Origin of the sequence: Pelomonas sp. BJYL3, from assembly GCF_027257975.1 — a bacterium.
In the GTDB taxonomy this organism is placed as follows: Bacteria; Pseudomonadota; Gammaproteobacteria; order Burkholderiales; family Burkholderiaceae_C; genus Roseateles_B; species Roseateles_B flavus.
Genome location: NZ_JANZKX010000010.1, coordinates 87,764 through 110,158 on the forward strand (window position 1 = coordinate 87,764; position 22,395 = coordinate 110,158).

Genomic DNA, 22,395 nt, shown 5'->3' on the forward strand with positions numbered 1-22,395 from the left:
TTCCGCTCGGGGCCTGGCTCAAATCAACGCGCAAACGTTAGCGCTCACGGCGGGCCGCCTGGTGCCTGGCGTCGGGCCCGGATCTCCTGAGCCGCGCTGCGCCGCGCGGGTCCAGAAAGGGCGACCCGGCGGCCGCCCACGGGCCTGCATCCCCCTTGCCCTGCACAGCGCGGACTTCACACGCCGGCTCGCCCGACAACTGTCAGACCTGACACGGCGCGTCGCTGGAGTCCGGGATAGGCTGCCGTGGCCGCGCTTCCAATAATGAAATTGGACGCTACTTATCGACGTTATCTACTTGTCACCCCCCCGGCGTCCCGCCCTGCCTCCAGCGACTTGGAGGCTTGAAGGAATTCCCATGCACCTGCCCTTTTTCCAGGCCGGGACCGCCTCGCGGCGCCCTGCCCGCTTCCAGGACCTGCAGGCCAGTGCGGCAGCGGTGGCCTTGCTGATCGCCGCCACCGCGGCCTCGGCCGCGCAGCGCCAGGACCTGAGCCAGCTGCCACCGGCCCCGGCCACCCTTGGCGCGGCGGCAGCCGTCCATGAGCGCCTGGGCCTGGCCGCCCAGGACCTGCAGGCCCAGCGCAGCAAGACCTACGCCAATGGCCGCACCGTCACCCGCTACCAGCAGCACTACCAGGGCATCCCGCTGTGGGGCGAGGCCATCGTCAGCCAGCAGGACGCCGGCCTGGCCGCGCCCAGCCTCCACGGTCAGTTGGTCCGCCAGATCGAGCAGGACCTGCCCGATGTGCGCCCCAGCCTCAGCCAGCAGGCCGCCCTGGCCCTGGCCAAGGGCCGCAGCGGCTTCGCTCAGCACGCCTCGCAGGAGGAAGCCCAGCTGTGGATCAAGCTGGACGGGCAAGGCCGCGCCCGCCTGGTCTGGGCCCTCTCCTTCATGCTCCACGGCAACAAGCCGGCACGCCCGCATTTCCTGATCGACGCCCGCAGCGGCGAGATCCTGGAGCAGTGGGAAGGCCTCACCACCAACAACGCCACCGGCCCTGGCGGCAACCTCAAGACCGGCAAGTACGAATACGGCGTCAACTTCGGCTATCTGGACGTCAACGCCAGCTGCCAGATGGACAACGCCAACGTCACCACCATCAACCTCAACGGCGGCACCAACGGCAGCACGCCCTTCCTGTTCACCTGCCCGCGCAACGAGTTCAAGCAGATCAACGGCGCCTACTCGCCGCTCAATGACGCGCACTACTTCGGCGGCGTGGTCTTCGCCATGTACCAGAACTGGCTGGGCCAGCGCCCCCTCACGCAGAAGCTGCAGATGAAGGTGCACTACGGCAGCGGCTACGAGAACGCCTTCTGGGACGGCCAGGCCATGTTCTTTGGCGACGGTGCGAACACCTTCTACCCCCTGGTGTCACTGGACGTGACCTCGCACGAGGTCAGCCACGGCTACACGCAGCAGAACTCCAACCTGCAGTACAGCGGGCAGTCCGGCGGCATCAACGAGGCCTTCTCCGACATGGCCGGCGAGGCGGCCAAGTACTACATGCGCGGCAGCAATGACTTCAAGGTCGGCTACGACATCATGAAGGGCGCGGGCGCCCTGCGCTACATGAACAACCCGCCGCAGGACGGCCGCTCCATCGACCACACCAGCCAGTACTACGACGGCCTGGACGTGCACTACTCCAGCGGCGTCTACAACAAGGCCTTCTACCTGCTGGCCACGAGCGCGGGCTGGAACACGCGCAAGGCCTTCGAGGTCTTCGCGGACGCCAACCACCTCTACTGGACGGCCACCACCAACTTCTCCGGCGGTGTCTGCGGCGTGGAACGCTCGGCTTCCAACCGGGGCTACAACGTGGCGGACGTGACCCGGGCCTTCAACACCGTCGGCGCGGCCTGCCTGCCGCCCCTGCCCTCTGACGCCGGCACCAAGTGCGCGGACGAGAATGGGACCTGCAGCTTCACCGGCGTGCGTGCGGTGAGCTACGGCTACCAGCCCACCTTCTTCCGCAAGTTCGCCAACGGCAGCCTGGCCTGCAACAACGCGACCTTCGGGGACCCGGCATCGGGCAAGGCCAAGAGCTGCTACGCGGGCAGCACGGCCTACACGGCCTGCGCCTCGGAGAACGGCACCTGCAGCTTCAGCGGCCGCCGCCTGGTGGTCTATGGGGCCGGCAACCGCTTCACCTCGCGCGTCAGCAACGGCCCGGTGGCCTGCAACAACGCCACCTTCGGCGACCCGGCCCCGGGCGTGGTCAAGGCCTGCCATGTCAGCCCCGAGACCTACACCACCTGCGCCAGCGAGGGCGGCACCTGCAGCGTCAGCGGCGCCCACCTGGTGATCTACGGCGCCAACAGCGGCTACTCGGTGCGGGACTTCAACGCCCCGCTGAGCTGCAGCAACGCCACCTTCGGCGATCCGCAGGGCGGCATCACCAAGGCCTGCCACGTCAAGGACTGACCCCGTCCTGAACCGCGCCTGAAAGCACGAGGCCCCGGGCTCCATTGCTGGAGCACCGGGGCCTTTGTCTTGCAGGGTTCCGGCGTGCGCTCAGCGACCGGCCTTCATCTGCGTGACGATGGCCTCGCTGCGGTCCAGCAGGGCCGGCACGTCGATGGTGGTGAGCTGGCGCTGCTGCAGCACGCGACGGCCGTTGACCCACACATCCGACACGTGCTCGCGGCCGGCCACATAGACCAGCTGGGCATCGGCGTGGTAGACCGGGCGGCATTCCAGCGCGTCGAGCGACACGGCCACCACATCGGCCAGCTTGCCCACCTCCAGCGAGCCCAGGTCGGCCTCGCGGCCCATGGCCCGGGCGGCACGGATGGTGGCCATCTCCAGCGCCGTGCGGGCCGAGACGGTCAGCGGATCGCCCGTGATGCCCTTGGCCAGCAGGGCCGCGGCGCGGATCTCCGCGAACATGTCCTGGCGGTTGTTGGAGGCGGCGCCGTCGGTGCCCAGTACGGTGTTGACGCCCGCGGCCTCCAGGGCCTTCACCGGCGCGACGCCCGAGGCCAGCTTCAGGTTGGAGCTGGGGTTGTGGACCAGGTGCGTGCCCTGCTTGGCGATCAGCTCGATCTCGGCCTCATCGAGGTGGACCATGTGCACGGCGATCATGCGCTCGTTGAGCAGGCCCAGCTTGTGCAGACGTTCCAGAGGGCGCACGCCGTACTGCTTGAGGCTGCCCTCGATCTCATCCTGGGTCTCGTGGATGTGGCAGTGCATCTGCAGGCCGTGCTGCTCGGAGAGCTGGCGCAGCTTGACGAAGGTCTCGTCCGACACGGTGTAGGGCGCGTGCGGCGCGCTGGTCCAGTCCAGCAGGGCCTCGCCCTTGTACTGCTCGTAGGCCTCCAGGCCCTTGGCGATGTAGTCGTCCGGTCCCGAGCCGTAGCCGGTGGGGAAGTCGATCACATTGATGGACACGCCGGCACGGATGCCGGAGTCCAGCGCCGCCCGGGCCATGGCCTTGGGGAAGAAGTACATGTCGTTCAGGTAGGTCACGCCACCGCGCAGGGCCTCGGCGGCCGACAGCAGCGAGCCCTGGTAGACCCAGTCGTCGCTGACCCACTGCTTCTCCAGCGGCCAGATGTGGTTCTGCAGCCAGTCCATCAGGGCGCGGTCGTCGGCCACGCCGCGCAGCAGGGACATGGCGCTGTGCGTGTGGGCGTTGATCAGGCCGGGGATCAGCACGTGCTGGCCCAGGTCCACCTGCTCGGCATCCGGGTAGGCGCTCGCGGCCTGCGCCTGCGGCAGCACGGCGGCGATGCGCTCGCCTTGGATGACAAGGGCGTGCTGCTCCAGCACCTGGCAGCCCGGGGTCATGGGCAGGATCCAGCGGGCCTTGAGGACGGTGGTATGGCTCATCGGGGGTCTCCGGAAACGGCCGCGGTGGCGGCCTTGGACGTATCGTCGAACAGTTGCATGAATTCGTCGCGCACGCGCTGGGCGTCCACCTCGACACAGACCTGCTGGGCCGGGCAGCCGCGCCAGGGGGAGGCGGGGTTGTCGTCGTGCAAGCCCAGATGGTCCTGGATGGTCTGGCCGCGCGCAATGCCCTCCAGGGCCACGCGGACCGGGCCGGCGCGCAGCCGGAAGGCCTCGGGGGCCACGCAGTACACCACGGCGCTGGCATCGTGGGCGTAGAGACCGCCGATGGCGTCGCGGCCGTCGTAGTAGCGCTGGTAGTGGCGGGTGATCTGCCAGAAGAAATCGCCCACGGGCCCCCTGCGGCCCTGCAGGGACTGCAGCAGGGCCTCGGGCATCACCACCTGCTGGGTGACGTCCAGCCCCACCGTGACCACGGGCCAGGGCGCGGTGAAGACGAGGTCGGCGGCCTCGGGGTCGTTGATGATGTTGGCCTCGGCCACCGGCGTCACGTTGCCGCCATGGCCGTGCAGGCCGAAGGCGCCGCCCATCAGCACGACTTCGCGCACCTTGCGGGCGATGCCGGGATCGTGGCGCAGGGCCAGGGCCAGGTTGGTCAGCGGGGCCACGGCCACGAGAGTGATCTCGCCGGGCGCGGCGTTGATCTCGTCGCAGATCAGCTGCCAGGCGGGACGCGGGTCCGCCTGCCGCCGGGTGGCCGGCAACAGAGGCGCTCCGCCGCCCAGGCCGTCCTCATGGTGGACCTGGGTGGGGAAGAAGCGCTCGGTGCGCGGCAGCAGGGCGTCGTCCGCGCCTGCGGCCACGGGCACGTCCAGGCCGAAGAAATCGACCAGGGCCAGGGCATTGCGGGTGGTCGTACCCACCGGCGCATTGCCGTGCACGGTGGTGATGGCGCGCAGGTCCAGGCCGGGGTGGCGGGCCAGCATCCACAGGGCCATGGCGTCGTCGATGCCCGGGTCCGTGTCGAAGATCACGGGCCGGGGCGGCAGGGCTTGGCTCATGCGGACCTCAGGCGCTGCGGGCCGCGTAATCGGGGCCCAGTTCCTCGCGCCGGGGCATTGCGCCCTGCACGCCCACGCGGCTCACGGCCAGGGCGGCGGCGGCCTGGCCCAGGCGCACGGCCTCATCCAGCGACTGCCCCTCTGCCCAGGCGGTGGCGACGCCGCCCACGAAGGTGTCGCCGGCGCCAACGGTGTCCACGGCCTGAACGCGCCGGGCCGGCAGCAGGCGCTGGCCGGCTTCGTCCACCACCAGCACGCCTTGCGCACCCAGGGTGATCAGCAGGCGCTGCAGGCCCTGGGCCTGCAGCGCGTGGGCCGCGGCGCGTGCCACGGCCTCGGCGGATTGCACGGCATCGGGCAGGCCGGCCAGCTGGGCGGCCTCGGTCTCGTTGAGCACCAGGCAGTCGGTCAGGGCCAGCAGAGCCGGGTCGACCGCCAGGGCCGGCGCGGCATTGAGGATGGTCCGCACGCCCTGGGCGCGTGCCAGGCGGAAGGCCTCGAGAATGGCCGGCTGCGGCACCTCCAGCTGCGCCACCAGCACCCGCGCCTGCTGCAGCGGTGCAGTGGCCCGCTGCACATCGGCCGTCGCCAGCTGCGCATTGCTGCCGGGCACGTAGATGATGCTGTTCTCGCCGCCCTCGCGGCCCACCATGATGACGGCGATGCCAGGCAGCGCCGATTCATCCTCGACCACATGCGTGGTGTCCACGCCCTCGGCGCGCAGGGCGGCGATCAGCGCGCGGCCATGCACGCGGGTGCCCACGCGGGAGACGAAGCTCACCGAGGCCCCGAGCCGGGCCGCGGCCACGGCCTGGTTGGCGCCCTTGCCACCGGGCGTCATCTGGAAGTCCTCGCCCGGCAGGGTCTCGCCCGGACGCGGCAGGCGGCGCGCATGGGCCACCATGTCCATGTTGATGCTGCCGACGACGACGACACGCGCGGAGCTCATGCGCTCTTTCCTGCCTTGGCGGGCTTGGCGGGCAGCGTCTTGGCGGCCGGCGCGGCGGTGCTCTCGCGCCGCACCAGCTGCGGCTTCATCAGCACCTCGCGCAGGCTGGCCTGCGGCTGCTCGATGCGCGCCAGCAGGGCCCGCCCGGCCTCGCGGCCCAGTTCCTTGATGGAGCAGCCCACGGTGGTCAGCGAGGGATAGGCATAGGCCGAGAGCTCGATGTCATCGAAGCCGACCACCGACAGGCTGGCCGGCACCGGGCGCGCCGCCTCGGCCGCGGCCCGCATGAGGCCCAGGGCCATCAGGTCATTGCTGGCGAAGACGGCGCTCAGCTCGGGCGCCGTCTCCAGCAGGCGCTTGCCGGCCTCGTAACCGCCGTGCGAGCTGAAGTCGCTGTGGACCAGCCAGTGCGCCTGCGGCTCGATGCCGGCGGCCTGCAGCGTCTCGCGCCAGCCGGCAATGCGCTCCTGCGCCACCTCGAACTCCACCGGGCCGCTGATGCAGCCGATGGCGCGGTGACCCAGCTCCAGCAGGTGGCGCACCGCGGCGGCCGCGCCCTCGCGGTTGTTGACGCTCACCCGGTCGGCACGGGCGCCCGGCACCAGGCGGTCCACCGTGACCGAGGGCACGCGGGCCATCTGGAAGATCTGGGCCAGTGCTTCGTCATCGCCCGCGGAACTCAGCAGCAGGCCGTCGATGCGCTTCTCCAGCAGGGTGCGCATGTACTGCTGCTGGCGCTTGGGGTCGTTGTCGGAATTGCAGAGGAAGACGGAGTAGCCAGCCAGGCGGCAGGTCTCCTCGACGCCGCAGACCAGCTCCGCGAAGAAGGGGTTCTGCACATTGGGCACCAGCACGCCGATGATGCGGGTCTCGCTCTTGCGAAGGGAGCGGGCCACCGCACTGGGCAGGTAGCCGATCTCCTCCACCGCCGCCAGCACGCGCCGCCGCGCCTCGGCACTGACCGGGCGCGTTTCGTTCAGGACATGGGAGACGGTGGTGAAGGACACGCCGGCAAGGGCGGCAACGTCTTTGATCGTGCTCACGGTGAGGCAGGTCTCGGCAGGAAGGAAGAGGCAGGCAGCCGGTGATTCCGCAAGGGGGCTGAACGCTCGCAAAACTGCACTGGGGCAAACGTTTGCCGCAGCATACCCGAAATGGCGCCTTCCGCGACAGGCGCCGCGTCGCCAAGGGCGGTGACGGACTTCGCCCGGCACGAACCATGCGGTCCCATGAAAAAAGCCGCCGGGGCCTTGCGACCCGGGCGGCTTTCGAGGGTGGGCCCAAAGGCCGACCCACGACCGGCCATCAGGCCAGCTTTTCCTTGATTCGAGCGGACTTGCCCGAACGCTGACGCAGGTAGTACAGCTTGGCGCGGCGCACATCGCCACGACGCTTGACTTCGATGGACGAAATCAGCGGGCTGTACAGCTGGAAGGTACGCTCCACGCCTTCGCCGCTCGAAATCTTGCGGACGATGAAGCTGGAGTTCAGGCCGCGGTTGCGCTTGGCAATCACGACACCTTCATAGGCCTGCACGCGCTTGCGGGTACCTTCGACCACGTTCACGCTGACGATCACCGTGTCGCCGGGGGCGAAAGCGGGGATGGTCTTGTTCAGGCGAGCAATTTCTTCTTGCTCAAGGGTTTGGATCAGATTCACATCGATCTCCTGACGATCTTACCGGCGCACCTGAAATTGACTGGAACCGGCCCGAACTGGCCTGCATTCCTGGAGCTGGCTGAAGGTCAGCAACACTGACCTGAACCTGGGCCCCGCCCGATAGAGGATCGCGAAAAGCCTTCGATTGTAGCTGAAAAAATCTCAGCCAATCAAGGACTTGAGGAAGGCTTCGTCCTTCTTGCTGAGCTTGCCGGCGGCACGGGCGGCCTCGATCAGCTCGGGGCGGCGGCGCCAGGTCAGCGCCAGCGACTGCTCGCGGCGCCAGCGCGCGATCTGGGCATGGTGACCGGACATCAGCACCGGCGGCACCGGCAGCGGCTCGGTCTGGCCAGGCAGGCCTTCCAGCACCTCGGGGCGGCTGTAGTGGGGGCAGTCCAGCAGGCCGTCGGAGAAGCTGTCCTGCTCGTGAGAGGCGGCGTCATTGAGCACGCCGGGCTGCAGCCGCGCCACAGCATCCAGCAGGGCCAGGGCCGGCAGCTCGCCGCCGCTCAGGACGAAATCGCCCAGGCTCACCTCCAGGGTGACATGGCGGTCCAGGAAGCGCTGGTCCATGCCCTCGTAACGGCCGCACAGCAGCACGGCGCCGGGCCCCTGGGCCAGCTCCTGCACCAGGGCCTGATCCATGCGGCGGCCGGTAGGGCTGAAATGGATGATCTGCGGCGCGGCGCCGGCATCGGCGCCACTGGTCTGGCGGGCCGCCAGCACGGCGGCCAGCGCGCGCTCCAGCGGCTCGACCAGCATGACCATGCCCGGGCCGCCACCGTAGGGGCGGTCGTCGACGCGGCGGTAGTTGTCTTCGGCGTAGTCGCGCAGCTGCCAGAGCTGCACATCGACCTGCCGGCTCTCGAAGGCACGGCGCGTCACGCCCACCGACAGATGCGGGGCGAAGAGCTCAGGAAACAGGGTGATGAGGTCGAAGCGCATGCGCCAGGCGCCACGGCAAGGCAGGACTCAGAAGTCCAGGCCCCAATCCACCGAGATGCGGCGCTCTTGCAGGCTCACATCGTCGACAAAGGCGGACACGAAGGGGATCAGACGCTCCTGCTCCGGCTTGACCGGGGCCGTCAGCCCGGCGGGCTGGATGCGCAGCACGGCATGCGGGCCGGTGTCGAGCAGGCCGATGACCTCGCCCAGGGTCTCGCCCTGGCGGTTCACGACCGTGAGGCCCACCAGGTCCACCCAGTAGAACTCGTCCGGGTCGGCCTTGGGGAAATGCGTGCGGGAGACGAAGACGCGGGCGCCGCGCAGGGCCTCGGCCCCATTGCGGTCCGACACACCCTCGGCGCTGGCCACCAGGCCGTCGCCATGCTCACGCAGGGAAAGAATCTTGAGCAGCTTGGGCACGGTGCCCTTGCCTGCGGCCATGCCAGGAATGGCAGTCTCGGCGGGTTTCAGGAACCAGCGCCGGGTCGCAAAGATCGCCTGGGGATCCGTGGAATGGGCTTGGACCTTGAACCAGCCCTTGATGCCCCAGGCGTCGGCGATGCGCGCGACCTCGATGGCGTCATCCGGCCAGGCTGCCTCGGCAGCGTCAGCGGGGGAACGGGTCTCGGGAGCAGTCACGCGCAAGGCTCGATTTCAGCTGAGCGGATGCTCAGGCAGCCTTCTTGGCCTGGTCGACCAGACGGGCCACGGTGGTCGACAGCTGAGCGCCGACGCCGGTCCAGTAGGCCACTCGGTCTTGAGCCACGCGCAGGCTTTCGGCAGCGCCGGAAGCCACGGGGTTGTAGAAGCCCACGCGCTCGATGAAGCGGCCGTCACGACGCTCCTGGCTGTTGGCGACGACGATGTTGTAGAAGGGGCGCTTCTTAGAGCCGCCGCGTGCGAGTCGAATCACGACCATGATGAGTCCTTTGAGTTGAAGCGTTCTACCGCACCAGGAGACACTCAGGGCAAGCAGACCATTGGACACCCCGTTCGCCATCTCCAGGCCTCCGGGGTGCACCGGTTGTTGGTACCGTAGATACGCCGCGAGTCTCCCGCGACCGGCACCAAAACCTGGCATTATAAACTCGCAAATTCAATTGCGACAGCAAGTTGCCACAGAGAATCTCTGGCGCCGCAGTTCTTCCGCCAATTCCACCCTCCCCCGCCCCGGGGTTTTGCCATGTCCACACCCCTTCCGCTGCTGATCCGCCCCAGCCAGGACGCCGATCTGCCCGCCATCCAGGCCATCTACGAGCATGCCGTGCTGCATGGCACCGGCACCTTCGAGACGGACGTGCCCGACGTGGCCGAGATGAGCCGCCGCCGCGCCGAGGTGCTGTCCCGCGGCCTGCCCTACCTGGTGGCCGTGCGCGGCGAGCAGGTCCTGGGCTATGCCTATGCCAACTACTTCCGCCCCCGCATGGCCTACCGCTTCTGCGTGGAGGACTCCATCTACCTGGCGCCGGCGGCCCAGGGCCAGGGCGTGGGCCGCCTGCTGCTGGCGGAGCTGATCGCCCGCTGCGAGCGCGCCGGTGCGCGCCAGATGCTGGCCGTGATCGGCGACTCCCAGAACCACGGCTCCGTGGGCGTGCACCGCGCCCTGGGCTTCGAGCCCACAGGTCTGCTCAAGTCCTCGGGCTGGAAGTTCGGCCGCTGGCTGGACGTGGTGCTGATGCAGCGCCAGCTCGGCCATGGCGACACCCTGCCGGCGGAGGGCGCATGAGCCAGGCCGCCGCCCCTGCCCTCGCCTACCGTTCCAAGACCCTCGCCACCTGGCTGGCCCTGGGCCTGGGCGCCTTCGGCCTGCACCGGCTCTACGTCCACGGCTTCAAGGACAAGCTGGCCTGGCTCTTCCCCTGGCCCAGCCTGGCCGGGCTCTACGGCATCCACCGCATGGACGTCCTGGGCCAGGACGACCGCCTGGCCTGGGTGCTGATGCCTCTGCTGGGCCTGATGCTGTCCATCGCCATGCTGCAGGGCATCGTCTGGGGCCTGACGCCGGACGAGCGCTGGAACCAGGCCCACAACGGCGGGCGCAGCGGCCGCGCCAGCGGCTGGGGCGCCATCATCGGCGTGGTGGCCTGCCTCATGGTGGGCGGGGCCTGCCTGATGACCACCATCGCCTTCTCGGCCCAGCGCTACTTCGAGAGCCAAGCGGAAGCCGCCAAGGAGCTGAGTCAGTAAGCGGCGCGCGCCGGTCTCTCAAACACAAAGGCCCGACTGCACTGGCAGCCGGGCCTTTGTCTTGGTGCTCCCGAAGCGCGAGGCTCAGAACAGCTGGAAGCTGACCCAGTAGCAGACACCCGCCACGAAGGCCGACGCCGGGATGGTGAAGATCCACGCCCAGACGATGTTGCCCGCGACACCCCAGCGCACGGCCGAGGCCCGCTGCGTGGAACCCACACCCACGATCGCACCGGTGATGGTGTGCGTGGTCGAAACCGGCACGCCCAGCGCGGTGGCCAGGAACAGGGTCAGCGCGCCGCCCGTCTCGGCACAGAAGCCGCCGACTGGCTTGAGCTTGGTGATCTTCTGGCCCATGGTCTGCACGATGCGCCAGCCACCGAACATGGTGCCGGCACCGATGGCCAGGTAGCAGACCCAGATCACCCAGGTCGGCGGCAGCTTGGCTCCCGCCTCGGCATAGCCCGCCGCCATCAGCAGCATCCAGATGATGCCGATGGTCTTCTGCGCGTCATTGCCGCCATGGCCCAGGCTGTAGAGGCCCGCGGAGACCAGCTGCAGGCGGCGGAACCAGTTGTCCACGCGCAGCGGTGAGGAGCGGCGGAACAGCCAGGCTACCGCCACCATCAGCAGCGAACCGAGCACGAAGCCCAGCACCGGCGACACGAAGATGAACAGCACCGTGATGCCGATCTTCTTGGCCACCAGGCCCTGCACCCCGACCTTGGCGATCACCGCGCCCACGATGCCGCCGATCAGCGCATGCGAGGAGCTCGAGGGAATGCCGTAGTACCAGGTGATCAGGTTCCAGGTGATGGCCCCGATCAGCGCACCGAAGACGATGTGGTGGTCCACGATGCCCGGCTCGACGATGCCCTTGCCGATGGTGGCTGCCACATTGAGCTGGAAGAAGGCGATGGCGATGACGTTGAAGAACGCGGCGAACAGCACCGCCTGCTGCGGCTTCAGCACGCCGGTGGAGACCACCGTGGCGATCGAGTTCGCAGCGTCATGAAAACCGTTCATGAAGTCGAACAGCACTGCCAGCACGACCAGCAGCACCACGACCCAGAACGCAACGTTGATGCTTTCCATGAATCGAGGCGCGTCAGGAGTTCTCGAGGACGATGCCCTCGATCAGGTTGGCGACGTCCTCGCAGCGGTCGGAGATGGACTCCAGCTGCTCGTAGATGGCCTTGAGCTTGATCAGCTCGCGCACGTCTTCCTGCTCGCGGAACAGGCGGGACATGGCGGAGCGCATCACGCGGTCGGCGTCGGACTCGAGCTTGTCGATCTCTTCGCAGGTCTTGATGGCGGCTTCGGCCGTCTGCGGCTGGCTCAGCTTGGGCAGCAGGGTCACGGCATGCTGCACGCGCTCGCAGCACTTGGCGGACAGCTCGGCCAGGCGCAGCACATCCTCGGGGATGGAGCGCACGTCGTAGAGCTGCATGGTCTCGCTGGAGTCCTGGAGCAGGTCCAGGATGTCGTCCATGGCGTTGATCAGGCTGTGGATCTGCTCGCGGTCGATCGGGGTGATGAACGTGCGATGCAGCAGGCGGTTCACCTCGGCGGTGACGCGGTCGGCATGGTGCTCATGGGCATCGACCTCCGCCGCGTACTTCTCGCGCAGCGTGATGTCGCTGTAGTTCTGGCACATGGCCATGAAGGCCCGGGCACCTTCGGCGATCTTGGCGCCGTGCTCGTTGAAGAGCTCAAAAAAATTGCCCTCTTTGGGCAGCAGCTTGCCAAACAGCATGGGTTCTCCTGGCAGATGAGGCAGGCGGGTGAGCCGGCCTCCGTCCACAGTGAGTCAATCGGGGTGAGATTTAAAGAAATGGTCATCGCCACGTCATCACAACATGGCAAAGGCGGAAGTGTAATGGCGAGTAGCGCACGAACTGTGACAGTTCCGTGACGCTTGATGACGGTCAGGAGGGCGCCAGGCAGCCGCCCGGACATTGGCCCCCCGGCCATGGAGCCAGGACCTGCCAGCTGGGCTGGCGGGTCCTGGCGGGCGGACGGGCTGTCCAGAGGGCGACGCCCGGTCCGGGGAACAGACGCAGCCGCAGAGCCAGAGTTCCGGCCCGGAAGCCAGCCCTCCCTGCGAAGGGGCAAGGCCGGAAAGCCCCCTGCACCGCCCGCCATCCGGGCGGGCGCTTCAGACCCCGGGCATTGACAGCATGTCCAGCATCATGTTGCCGCGGCGCCAGTGGCCGACACCGGCATTCGTCGCGGCGGCCCAGCCTCCACCACCAAATGCCGCCATGGCACTCACCAAGCCCTGGGCCTGCGAAGCCGTCACGACCGCGCCATCGACAAAGCGGAATTCCTCGACCTGGTACTGCCCGCCCAGATACCAGTTGGTGACCGTCAGCTTGTCTGTGGTGTTGCGGATGCTCACGACCAAGTCGTTGCCACTGCGGGTGAACTGGACGTCCGCCTTTGCGACGCCATTGGCAAAGGCCACGATGTCCTTGACGCCAGCGGTGCTGTCGTTCTCCTGGATGGTGTCCAGCCCGTAGCCGAGGCCGAAGCGGTAGGTATCCGCCCCGGCACCGCCCATCAGGATGTCATTGCCGGCGCCGCCGTCGAGGGTGTCCGCCCCCCCGCCACCTGTCAGGCTGTTGGCCACGGCATTGCCGGTCAGGACGTTGTCCAGGGTATTGCCGGTGCCACTGATGGCGGAGGTGCCCGTCAGCGTCAGGTTCTCGACGTTGAGGCCCAGCGTGTAGGTCACGCCGATCTTCACCGTGTCGATGCCCTCGCCTGACTGCTCGGTCACGACGTCGCCCAGCACATCCAGCACGTAGAGGTCGTCGCCGGTGCCGCCTACCAAGATGTCGTTGCCCGCGCCACCGGTCAGCGTGTCATTGCCGGCGCCGCCGGTCAGCGTATTGGCCGCACCGTTGCCGGTGAGGCTGTTGGCCAGCCCGTTGCCGGTGCCGTTGATGGCAGTCGACCCTGTCAGCGTCAGGTTCTCGACGTTGGCGGCGAGGGTGTAGGTCACACCGATCTGCACCGAGTCCACGCCTTCGTTCTCCTGCTCCTTCACGGCATCGGTGGCCACGTCCAGCACATAGAGGTCATCGCCCGCGCCGCCGATCAGCGTGTCGTTCCCGGCGCCTCCCGTCAGCGTGTCAGCGCCAGCACCGCCGGTCAGTGTGTTGTTGGCGCTGTTGCCCGTGATCGAGTTGTCGATCTCATTGCCGGTACCGCTGATGGCTCCGGTCCCAGTCAGTGTCAGCTTCTCGACGTCAGCGGACAGCGTATAGCTCACGCTGCTCTGCACCGTGTCTAGGCCTTCGCCGGCGACTTCGATCACCACGTCGCCCACGTTATCGACGACGTAGGTGTCATCACCCGCGGCACCCAGCAGGACATCGGCCCCGGCGCCCCCATTGAGCGTATTGGCGGCCGAGTTGCCCTGCAGCCGGTTCGGCAAGGTATTGCCGGTGCCATTGATGGCACTGCCCCCAGTGAGCACGAGGTTCTCAAGGTTGGATCCCAGGGTCCAGGTCAGCGAGGCGTAGACGGTGTCCGTGCCCAAGCCACTGGCCTCAGTGATCACGTCACCAGACACATCGACGTAATAGGTGTCATCCCCCCGGCCGCCGTTGAGCGTGTCGGTACCGACGCCACCGTCGAGGGTGTCATTGCCGACGTCCCCTGTCAGGGAGTCGTTGCCCGCCAGGCCAAACATCTGGTCTCCCAGGATCGTGCCGGTCAAGGTGTCATTGCCGGCCGTCCCCTCGAAGCGAGTCACCATGGCCAGCAGCTGTGCCGTGCTTCGGAGGGTGCCGTCTGCGAACTCAAACACGTCCACCCTGGCATCGCCGATAGCCAGCGCGGTGATGCGGAGCGAGTCCGCGGTCCCCTTGACCTTGACCAGGATGTCCTCCCCGTCGGCCTTGAACTCGACGTCGGCGAGGTTCAGGTCCGTGAACTGCACACGGCCGCCCGAACCCTGCAAATCATCGATGGTGTCAGCGCCGTCGCCACGCCCGAAGCGATAGGTATCGCTTCCCTCGCCGCCCAGCAGCGCATCGTCGCCCGAGCCGCCCGCCAAGGTGTCGTCCCCTTCCCCGCCCAGCAGCGTATCCGCACCGGCGCCGCCGATCAGGCTGTCATGGCCGGCCTCGCCGCGAAGGATGTCGGCGTCGTTGCCGCCATCCACGGTGTCATTGCCGTCGTCTGCGTAGATGGTGTCGTTGCCCGCGCCGCCCAACAAGACATCGGCGCCAGCGGTGCCCGCCAAGGCATCGGGCGACGCCGTGCCCTGGCTCGGATTGCCGTTGACCATCCGGTTGATGAAGAACGCGGTCGGGATCTCCTCGCCCGTCGACAGCACCACGGACTGGAGGCGTCCGTCAGGGACCACGCTGGACGCATCAGGGAACAGGTCTTCAAGCCTCAGCGAATCTCCCAGCCCCAGGCTCAGCACCATGGCCCTGCCGCTGCGCGTCACGGTGATCTCGGAGAGCTTGATCCCGCTGCTCAGCTGGATCTTGCTGCCCGAGCCGATCCCGGCCGTCCAGATGTCATTCCCAGATCCCCGGCCAAACAGAACTGTGCCCAGGTGGATACCCCTCAAGGTGTCATTGCCTGCGCCGCCATCGACCGTCGTCGAGTACGAGGACGTGAAGGAAATGACGTCGTCGCCAGCGCCACCGAAGATTTTCACGTAGCCCCCCTCTCCCGAGAGCACATTGGCCTCATCGGAGCCGACCACAGTGACACTGGTCCCCACGACGCTGAGATTCTCAACATTCGAGAAGGCCGTCCCAAGCACGATGGCCTGGTTCGACGCATTCAAGACCTTGACCGTGTCGGTGCCGCCGTTCGCCAGCTCCACCACCTGGTCGCCCTGCACCCAGTCGATGACATAGCTGTCGTCGCCTGCGCCGCCCGCCAACACATTGGCCGCGGTATTGACGCTGGCATCCAGAACGTTTGCGAGCTGGTTGCCGGTGCCTGCGATCGCCTCAGTGCCCGTCAAGGTCAGGTCTTCGATCTGGGTCTGCCCCGCAAGCGAATAGGAAATACTTGACCGCACCAGATCGCGTCCGGCATTTGCTCCCCCGAAGTCAATGACCTCATCGCCGATGTTGTCCACGGCGAACACGTCGCCGTAGCTGCTCGAACCCTGCATGGTGTCGGCCCCGGCGCCGCCATCTATCCAGGCTCCCCCGTAGTTGGTGTCATTGGCATGGATCACGTTGTCGAGGTTGTTACCGGTCAACTTGCCCAGAACGCGCGTCCCGCCGGCCCCGGTCCAGGACGCGACCGGGGACCAGACAAGCACTTCAACGTTGTCGGGGAGGGTGTAGTAGTGGCTGGAGGCGACCACCTTGTCATAGCCTCCACCCGCCTGTTCCACCACGGTGTCGTCGCTGAAGCCGGGCTGTCCCGTACTGCCGCTGGAGACGTAGTAGGTATCGTTTCCTCCAAAGCCGGTCAGCGTGTCCATGCCGACGCCTCCGGTCAGTGAGTCATTGGTACTCGTCCCGGCCAGGCTGTCGTTGCCGCTTGTGCCGGACAAGATCGCCGGTGCCACGCCCACAACGGTGGCAGCCGACATGGCGTTGGCGTCCCAAACAGTCCCGTCGGCGAACTCGATCGCCTCGACCGCTTGCGCCGCGCGCTGCCCGGAGGCGTCATAGGCACCCTTGACTCGCAACGTGCCGCCACTGTCGGTCAACACCAGCAGCAGATCCACCCCACTCTTCTCCAGCCGAACGCCTGAAGGAAAGATCCCTGCCCCCAACAGAATTCGGTCCGTGCCACCCAGGTCGAGGATCTGGTCATCGTCGTAGCCAAGGCCGAATCGGTAGACGTCGTTGCCGCCACCGCCCTGCAGAAAGTCCATGCCTGCGCCGCCGTCGAGCGTGTCGTTGCCATCAGCAGCGCCAAGCAGGTAGGCATCACCGTACAGGGCGTCATGCCCCGCGCCGCCGATGATCAGGTCTGCCCCTGACTGCCCTTCGATCGAGTCGTTGCCCGCGCCGCCTGCAAGCGTCTCGTTCCAGTCGAAGCCGACGATGGAGTCGCTTCGAGCGGTGAACTGGTAGCGGGCATCGCGTGCAACGACATCGGCGAAGCTCAGGGTCACGCCACCCGAGAGCACGATGGACTCGATGGACTTGCCGTTGAAGTAGTCCGTGACGGATATGTACGCAGGCTTGCTGGAGGTTTGGACCTGCAGCGTGCTGCCGAAGCGGGTGAACTGAACGTTGTCCAGGGACGCATAGCTGGAGATGTCGAGCACGTCGGCCGACGAGATGGCATCGGCCTCTTCGGTGATCTGTCGGTACGAATCAGAAGCCCCCAGTTCGTAGCGGTCATTGCCGCTCCCGCCTTCCATGTTCTCCCCGTTGCGCAACAGATCGTCACCCGCGCCACCCCACAGGGTGTCTCCGCTCTCGCCGCCATCCAGCGTGTCATTGCCATCGCCGCCGTTCAAGCGGTCCCAGCCAGCCCCGCCCTCAATCGAATCGTCCCCCTCCATCCCGGACAGGGAGTCATCACCCGCGCCACCGGCGAGCAAGTCCCTGGTGTAGAAGCCGGTGATGGTGTCGTTGCCACTGGTGGCCTGCGCCAGCAGGTAGCGGCTCAGCCAGTCTTCGCGATTCCAGACCGTTCCGTCGGCAAACTCGATCCGCTCCAGGCCACGGTTGATGCTGCTCAGCGAGGGGGCCGTGAAGGCGACGCTGTCGTTCGTGCCGATGATCCGCAGGCGCATCGGTGTGCCGGCAGCGGTGACGTCGAACTTGACGTCGGCAGGGGTGATGCCCGCATCCAGGTGGATCACGTCGATGCCGCTGTCGGTGCCCAGCTCCGTGATGCTGTCTGCACCGCTGCCTCGTCCCAGCAAGTAGACGTCCGAGCCGTCACCGCCGTTTAGCACGTCGGCCGCATCGTCACCTCGCCCATCGAGTGTGTCATTGCCATCACCGCCGACCAGAGAGTCCGTGCCAGCGCCCCCGATCAGCAGGTCGTTGCCCGCTTCTCCATTGAGTGTGTCGTTGCCGGCACCGCCATTGACCTGGTCGTTGCCCTGCTTGGCGTTGACCGTGTCATTGCCGCCCTTGGCATCAACGAAGTCGTCGCCGGCCGTGCCGTTGTAGAGATCGGAAAGATCCGTCAGCTCGTTGGTGACATGGGCAGCGATCTCCGCGCCGTTCCACACCGTGCCATCGGCGAAGGTGAGCCGGTCCAGCGCAGACGTCGTGAAGTGGTTCAGCACCCGGATGGAATCCGACCCGTCGCGCACACGGATGAGCAGGTCGTCACCCACGCGCCCCAGGGCCAGTTGGCTCGCAGAGAGCCCCGCCAGGATGCGCAGCTCGTCGACGTCTGTTGCCGTGGAACTGTCGTCGATCGTGTCTTCGCCGGCACCCAGGCTCCAGTCATACACGTCGGAGCCTGCGCCACCGCGCAGCGTGTCCTTGCCGGCGGTCGCGTAAAAGCGGTCGACAAAAGCCGTGCCGGACTGGAGATCATCCCCCTCGGTGCCAATGGCCTCCAGGCCCTTGGCCAGCAGCTGGTTGAAGCTCAGCACCGTCCCGTCGGCGAACTCGAACTCGTCGATGGGCGTGGCCGCTGTCGCATTGCCCAGGTCGCCTCCTTCGATCTGCACGGACTGGTCAGGCGAGCCGACGTACAGGGTCAATCCACCCTCGTTGGTGAGCAGCACATTGCTGGCCGTGATGCCGTCCTCGAAGCGGATCCGGTTCAGCAGACGCTTACCCTCGGCATCGACCTTGCTGCTGGTGTCGATGATGCGTTTCTTGCCCGAGCCCAGGCCGACCACATAGGTGTTCTGCCCGCCGCTGCCCTGCATGACGTCGCTGCCGTCACCGCCGAAGAAGACCGTCTTGCCGCCGTAGCCATTGAGGCTGTCGATGCCCTTGCTGCCAACGACCGTCGTGGTGCCGGTACGGGTGTTGGTGTAGCTCCCGACGGTGGGCTGGAAATCGGCGAGCAGGGATCCGTAGCTGTAGCTGACGCCATCGATCTCGTAGGTCGACACAGCGCCGGCCGCACCGTTCGAGACCACCAGCTGCTGGCCCGTCCCGAAGCTCAGCACCAGCTTTCCGCTCACGACCTGGACCTGCTGCGGAGCGCCACCGGTGATCACCACCTTGTTGATGCCCTCGTCGTCGACGATGCCCTCGCTGACGCCTTCCGACGTCATGGCCAGGTCGGCCACCGAGAACACATAGGTGTCATCGCCAGCGCCGCCAGCCAGGTAGTCGGTGCCGCCACCGCCGGTGAGCGTGTCGTTGCCGTCTCCGCCATAGAGCGCGTCGTCGCCGGCGCCGCCGGCAAGCACGTCATCCCCCCCGTAGCCAAACAGCTTGTCCTTGCCAGCACCGCCGTCCAGGTAGTCGCTGTCATGGGCGCTTGCGGGCAGGTCCGACAGCTCGTCATCCCCCTCCAGCTGGTCGTCTCCCTCGCCGCCTAGCAGGGTGTCCTTGCCACCCCCGCCCTTGAGGAAGTCGTTGCCGGCGCCCCCGTCCATCCAGTCGTTGCCGTGGGCAGCTGCCGGGACATCGTCGTCGCTGTCGTCGCCCCACATGGAATCGCTGCCCTCACCGCCCAGCAGCGTATCGTTCTTGCCACCGCCGATCAGCTGGTCGTTCCCCTCGCCGCCCTCCAGGTAGTCTTCGCCGTGGATGCCCACCGGCACGGTCTGGGCCTTTCCGTCGCCGCGCATCACGTCGTTGCCGTCACCGCCCAGCAGGATGTCGTTGCCGCCATCGGCCGTCATGGTGTCATTACCGGCACCGCCATCGAGCACGTCGTTGCCATGCGCTGAAGACGGGGTCAACGAAATCTCTTGGTGCGCGGGATCCACGATCACATCGCCATTGAGCTGGTCGTCGCCGTCGCCGCCGAAGAGCTGGTCGCTGCCTCCCTGGCCAACGACGGCATCGTTGCCCTCGCCGCCCATCAGGGTGTCATCGCCATAGCTGTCGGTGGCGCCCAGCTGCCCGGCCCCGACGAGGCCATCGCCCCAAAGAATGTCGCTGCCCTTGCCGCCGGACATGACATCCGCGCCGCCCATGCCCAGCAGATCGTCATCGCCTTCGCCGCCGTCCACTACGTCGTCGCTGGCGCCCGCCAGCACCACGTCGTTTCCTGCGCCGGCGTCAATGACATTGCCTCCGACGTCAGCCTCGCCATCGGCAGCGCGGAAGCCGATCAGCTGCCCCTCATTCGTGTACAGGCCCGCGCTCCCGGTCACGACCGTGCCATTGAAGGTCGCGGTGCTGGCGCTGAAGCGTTCCGCGTTGGTGCGTTCGACGGCCCAGGTGAACCCGACCGACTTGAGGGCCAGGCCTCCCGCCGTGCCGGAAACCACCTTGGTGGCAAGTTGCGGATCCTCCTTGGCCGTGATCAAGGTGGTGAAGTACTCGCCGGGGGCGCCCGCCCAGTAGAGGAAGCGGGCTTCGCCACCGATGATGACGTCGTTGCCGCTCCCCCCTGCCAGCGCGTCCTCGCCCTGGCCGCCGATGACCAGGTCGTCGCCGTCACCGCCGTCGATGACGTCATTGCCTGCCTGGCCCGCCAGGCCGTCGTTGCCGAGCCCCCCGAGCAGTTCATCTGCGGCACCGTTGCCGTTGAAGACGTCCTGGGCCATGGCAACAGACGAACCGGTGACATAGCCGAAATCCCCGCCGATCAGGAACTTGCCGTCCTTGTCGGTGAGCTTCTGGACGTCACCGATGGCATGCCGGGTGGTAGGGGGAGCGGTGGAACTGTCGACCAGGGTGATGCCGAGGTTGCGGGAGGGGGACCAGTCTTCGATGCGGATGGCGCTAGAGGCTCCTTGGACCAGGACCAGCAGCGCCTGCGTGCCATCGGAGCCCGGGCAGAGCACATACCTGACCTTCTTGTCGGCACTGTAGTAGACGCTCTTGCTCCCGTACACCAGCTTGCCTTCAGGAAGCCCGCCCTCAAAACCCTCCACTTGCAGATTGCCCACGCCGTCGGCGTCGATCACGGTGTCGTTGCCCCATTTGCCGGTGAACGCGTAGACATCCGACCCGATACCGCCCATCAGGCGATCATCACTGCTGTCTCCACCGCTCAACCAGTCGTCGCCCGCGCCGCCCAGCAGCGTGTCGGCACCATCGCCCCCCTTGAGGCTGTCGTTGCCGGCATTGCCTTCGAGCCAGTCACCCCCATCGCCGCCGGTGATCGTGTCATTCCCATCGCCGCCAAACAGGTAGTCGCTGCTGCTGTTACCGGTCAAGCTATTGGGCTTGCTATCTCCAAAGGCGATCTCCGGCATAGGCCTGCTGAACGACTCAATGTCTTTTGCGAATACCACGGAGACACCTGACTCGACATCCCGATAGCTGGCAGCGGGGCTGCGGCCTGCGGGCGGCGGTTGATTCAGGAGCGGGCTACCTCCGTTCAAGGTGTTCCGCGCCACGACCGCAGCAGTCAACTCGTTGCGCTTGGCGATCCAGGTATCGGAATAGGTTTCCAGCCCCTTGTCCCGGCTCGCCGCAGCCAGGTTCCGGTCAGCCAGCCACATGCCATACACCGCCGACCACTTGGAATCCAGATGCGTTTCAAGCGCCGCCGCCGCTTCTGCCGTTTGGCCGCCAAAAACCACCGGGCTCAGGGTGTAAGCGCTCAGGAAGGCGCTGAAGTCACGGCGGCCGTTCATGTCACGGCCGCTGATCTGGGCCGTCAACGTGCCCTTGAACGTGTCCGCGAGGCTCTTCAGAGGCGCCAGCCCGGTCTCCAGTCGCTGCCGGGACTGGATGTCCGCCCAGGTGCCCCCCTCCAGCAAAGACCTGCCGTTCTTTGTCTTGCCGTCCGCCACTGTCCCCTTGCTGCCAAGGAGCAGCCAGTTCATGGCATCCGTGAAGCGTTCGAGCGTATCGCCATCCGCCTTGCCCTGGGTGCCCGACGCCTCGGTGGCCTTGGCATTGGACGACGCGCGCAGCAGGCCCTCCAGGGTCCCTTGGCTCGTCTTGGGCGCAAGACCCAACACCGTGTTCTGCACCCGCAAGGAGTCTTCGATGAGCACGATGCTGTGGGTGTCGCCGAAGTCGTTGAGGTCGTAGCTGGGGTGCAGGAAGCGGATCTCACCCTTTTTCCACAGCGCCGAACCCACGTCGCCAATAAACGAACCTCTGTAGAGCGGCTGATCCTCGATGAAGACCGGCGTCGCTTGCCCGTAGTGGCGCTGCGAGTTGGCGACAGCAGAGGGCTGACTGGCGGCATACACGTCGTAAAAGCCATTCGCCGTCCCACTGGAGCGCCCTGCACGAGTTGAACTGCCAAACAGGTAGCTCAGTACGGTACTCCTGACGCTCGACCCGAAATTGTTTTCCACCAGCTTGCCCGCCCGCAGAACGGAGAGCTGATAGTCAAGCCGCAGCGCATCGATATTGCCTGATCCGGAAATCTGAGCCGGCCCCACGGCCTCCGGGTCACTTGGCTTTACTTTCGCTGCGACTTCAACGCCCTCTGCGATCGCCCTGATCCGATTGAGCGCGTTCGCAAGCAACTCAAAATCCGGATAGAGCGCTACCTGGCGAAGTGCCGCCACATCCGGCCCATATGCCGGCACGGAATAGGAGCCATGGCTGTAGATCTTCGCAATATCAGCCTTGATCTGCTCAAGCGACACGGATTTGTTGGAGCCATAGTGAATCGCCCCGGGTTTCGAGGAGGCTCCAACTCTGGAGAATGGAGCCATGAAGAAGTCCCCGAAGTTTTCGCCCGAGGTGCGTGAGCGCGCCGTGCGCATGGTGCTGGAGCACCGAACAGAG

14 protein-coding genes are annotated in these 22,395 nt (G+C 66.8%); 3 read left to right on the forward strand and 11 right to left on the reverse strand.

Features of this window, described 5'->3' with window-relative positions; translation table 11 throughout:
• Nucleotides 1-358 precede the first annotated feature (358 nt).
• The gene (locus O9Y01_RS22800; RefSeq protein ID WP_269633951.1) at nucleotides 359-2,431 is read left to right on the forward strand and encodes a M4 family metallopeptidase; all 2,073 of its coding nucleotides are present in this window, start codon (nucleotides 359-361) and stop codon (nucleotides 2,429-2,431) included.
• Nucleotides 2,432-2,521: 90 nt separating this feature from the next.
• Here the strand turns inward: O9Y01_RS22800 and O9Y01_RS22805 are convergent, their stop codons facing one another.
• From O9Y01_RS22805 to rpsP, 8 genes are all read right to left on the reverse strand, one after another.
• Nucleotides 2,522-3,838 carry a TRZ/ATZ family hydrolase gene (locus tag O9Y01_RS22805; RefSeq protein ID WP_269633952.1) on the reverse strand — a complete coding sequence of 439 codons (1,317 nt, stop codon included), beginning with the start codon at nucleotides 3,836-3,838 and terminating at the stop codon, nucleotides 2,522-2,524.
• Nucleotides 3,835-4,860: a nucleoside hydrolase gene (locus tag O9Y01_RS22810; RefSeq protein WP_269633953.1), complete on the reverse strand. Its 1,026-nt coding sequence runs from the start codon at nucleotides 4,858-4,860 to the stop codon at nucleotides 3,835-3,837. Before O9Y01_RS22810 ends, O9Y01_RS22805 begins: the two co-directional genes overlap by 4 nt.
• 7 nt (nucleotides 4,861-4,867) lie before the next feature.
• On the reverse strand, nucleotides 4,868-5,809 hold the full coding sequence (gene rbsK / locus O9Y01_RS22815) for a ribokinase (RefSeq protein ID WP_269633954.1): 942 nt from the start codon (nucleotides 5,807-5,809) through the stop codon (nucleotides 4,868-4,870).
• Nucleotides 5,806-6,852 carry a LacI family DNA-binding transcriptional regulator gene (locus O9Y01_RS22820; protein WP_269633955.1) on the reverse strand — a complete coding sequence of 349 codons (1,047 nt, stop codon included), beginning with the start codon at nucleotides 6,850-6,852 and terminating at the stop codon, nucleotides 5,806-5,808. Before O9Y01_RS22820 ends, rbsK begins: the two co-directional genes overlap by 4 nt.
• A 262-nt stretch (nucleotides 6,853-7,114) precedes the next feature.
• Nucleotides 7,115-7,468, reverse strand: a complete 354-nt coding sequence (gene rplS / locus O9Y01_RS22825) for a 50S ribosomal protein L19 (protein WP_183104516.1) — start codon at nucleotides 7,466-7,468, stop codon at nucleotides 7,115-7,117.
• 162 nt (nucleotides 7,469-7,630) lie between these two features.
• Nucleotides 7,631-8,413, reverse strand: coding sequence for a tRNA (guanosine(37)-N1)-methyltransferase TrmD (gene trmD / locus O9Y01_RS22830; RefSeq protein WP_269633956.1), 783 nt, complete (start codon nucleotides 8,411-8,413; stop codon nucleotides 7,631-7,633).
• A gap of 27 nt (nucleotides 8,414-8,440) precedes the next feature.
• A complete protein-coding gene (gene rimM / locus O9Y01_RS22835; RefSeq protein WP_269633957.1) occupies nucleotides 8,441-9,052 on the reverse strand; it encodes a ribosome maturation factor RimM in 612 nt (203 codons plus the stop codon).
• Between the two features lie 31 nt (nucleotides 9,053-9,083).
• Nucleotides 9,084-9,332 (reverse strand): 30S ribosomal protein S16, encoded by a 249-nt coding sequence (rpsP, locus tag O9Y01_RS22840; RefSeq protein ID WP_269633958.1) that lies wholly within the window; start codon nucleotides 9,330-9,332, stop codon nucleotides 9,084-9,086.
• Between the two features lie 264 nt (nucleotides 9,333-9,596).
• On the opposite strand from rpsP, the gene O9Y01_RS22845 reads away from it, so the two are divergent.
• Nucleotides 9,597-10,139, forward strand: coding sequence for a GNAT family N-acetyltransferase (locus tag O9Y01_RS22845; protein ID WP_269633959.1), 543 nt, complete (start codon nucleotides 9,597-9,599; stop codon nucleotides 10,137-10,139).
• On the forward strand, nucleotides 10,136-10,600 hold the full coding sequence (locus O9Y01_RS22850; RefSeq protein ID WP_269633960.1) for a hypothetical protein: 465 nt from the start codon (nucleotides 10,136-10,138) through the stop codon (nucleotides 10,598-10,600). Before O9Y01_RS22845 ends, O9Y01_RS22850 begins: the two co-directional genes overlap by 4 nt.
• An 84-nt stretch (nucleotides 10,601-10,684) precedes the next feature.
• Here O9Y01_RS22850 and O9Y01_RS22855 read toward each other — a convergent pair whose 3' ends face one another.
• The 3 genes from O9Y01_RS22855 to O9Y01_RS22865 all read right to left on the reverse strand — a co-directional run bounded on the left by O9Y01_RS22855 (nucleotide 10,685) and on the right by O9Y01_RS22865 (nucleotide 22,322).
• Nucleotides 10,685-11,695, reverse strand: a complete 1,011-nt coding sequence (locus O9Y01_RS22855; protein WP_269633961.1) for an inorganic phosphate transporter — start codon at nucleotides 11,693-11,695, stop codon at nucleotides 10,685-10,687.
• Nucleotides 11,696-11,708: 13 nt separating this feature from the next.
• Nucleotides 11,709-12,356, reverse strand: coding sequence for a DUF47 domain-containing protein (locus O9Y01_RS22860; protein ID WP_269633962.1), 648 nt, complete (start codon nucleotides 12,354-12,356; stop codon nucleotides 11,709-11,711).
• Between the two features lie 402 nt (nucleotides 12,357-12,758).
• Complete coding sequence (locus O9Y01_RS22865) at nucleotides 12,759-22,322, reverse strand: calcium-binding protein (protein WP_269633963.1); 9,564 nt, start codon at nucleotides 22,320-22,322, stop codon at nucleotides 12,759-12,761.
• Nucleotides 22,323-22,395 lie beyond the last annotated feature (73 nt).

Bases quoted from the DNA above. Each gene is read 5' to 3' on its own strand.
- O9Y01_RS22850 (WP_269633960.1), top strand. From the start codon at position 10,136: ATGAGCCAGGCCGCCGCCCCTGCCCTCGCCTACCGTTCCAAGACCCTC.
- O9Y01_RS22860 (WP_269633962.1), bottom strand. From the start codon at position 12,356: ATGCTGTTTGGCAAGCTGCTGCCCAAAGAGGGCAATTTTTTTGAGCTC.
- O9Y01_RS22855 (WP_269633961.1), bottom strand. From the start codon at position 11,695: ATGGAAAGCATCAACGTTGCGTTCTGGGTCGTGGTGCTGCTGGTCGTG.
- O9Y01_RS22810 (WP_269633953.1), bottom strand. From the start codon at position 4,860: ATGAGCCAAGCCCTGCCGCCCCGGCCCGTGATCTTCGACACGGACCCG.
- trmD (WP_269633956.1), bottom strand. From the start codon at position 8,413: ATGCGCTTCGACCTCATCACCCTGTTTCCTGAGCTCTTCGCCCCGCAT.
- rpsP (WP_269633958.1), bottom strand. From the start codon at position 9,332: ATGGTCGTGATTCGACTCGCACGCGGCGGCTCTAAGAAGCGCCCCTTC.
- O9Y01_RS22865 (WP_269633963.1), bottom strand. From the start codon at position 22,322: ATGGCTCCATTCTCCAGAGTTGGAGCCTCCTCGAAACCCGGGGCGATT.
- O9Y01_RS22800 (WP_269633951.1), top strand. From the start codon at position 359: ATGCACCTGCCCTTTTTCCAGGCCGGGACCGCCTCGCGGCGCCCTGCC.
- rbsK (WP_269633954.1), bottom strand. From the start codon at position 5,809: ATGAGCTCCGCGCGTGTCGTCGTCGTCGGCAGCATCAACATGGACATG.
- O9Y01_RS22805 (WP_269633952.1), bottom strand. From the start codon at position 3,838: ATGAGCCATACCACCGTCCTCAAGGCCCGCTGGATCCTGCCCATGACC.
- O9Y01_RS22845 (WP_269633959.1), top strand. From the start codon at position 9,597: ATGTCCACACCCCTTCCGCTGCTGATCCGCCCCAGCCAGGACGCCGAT.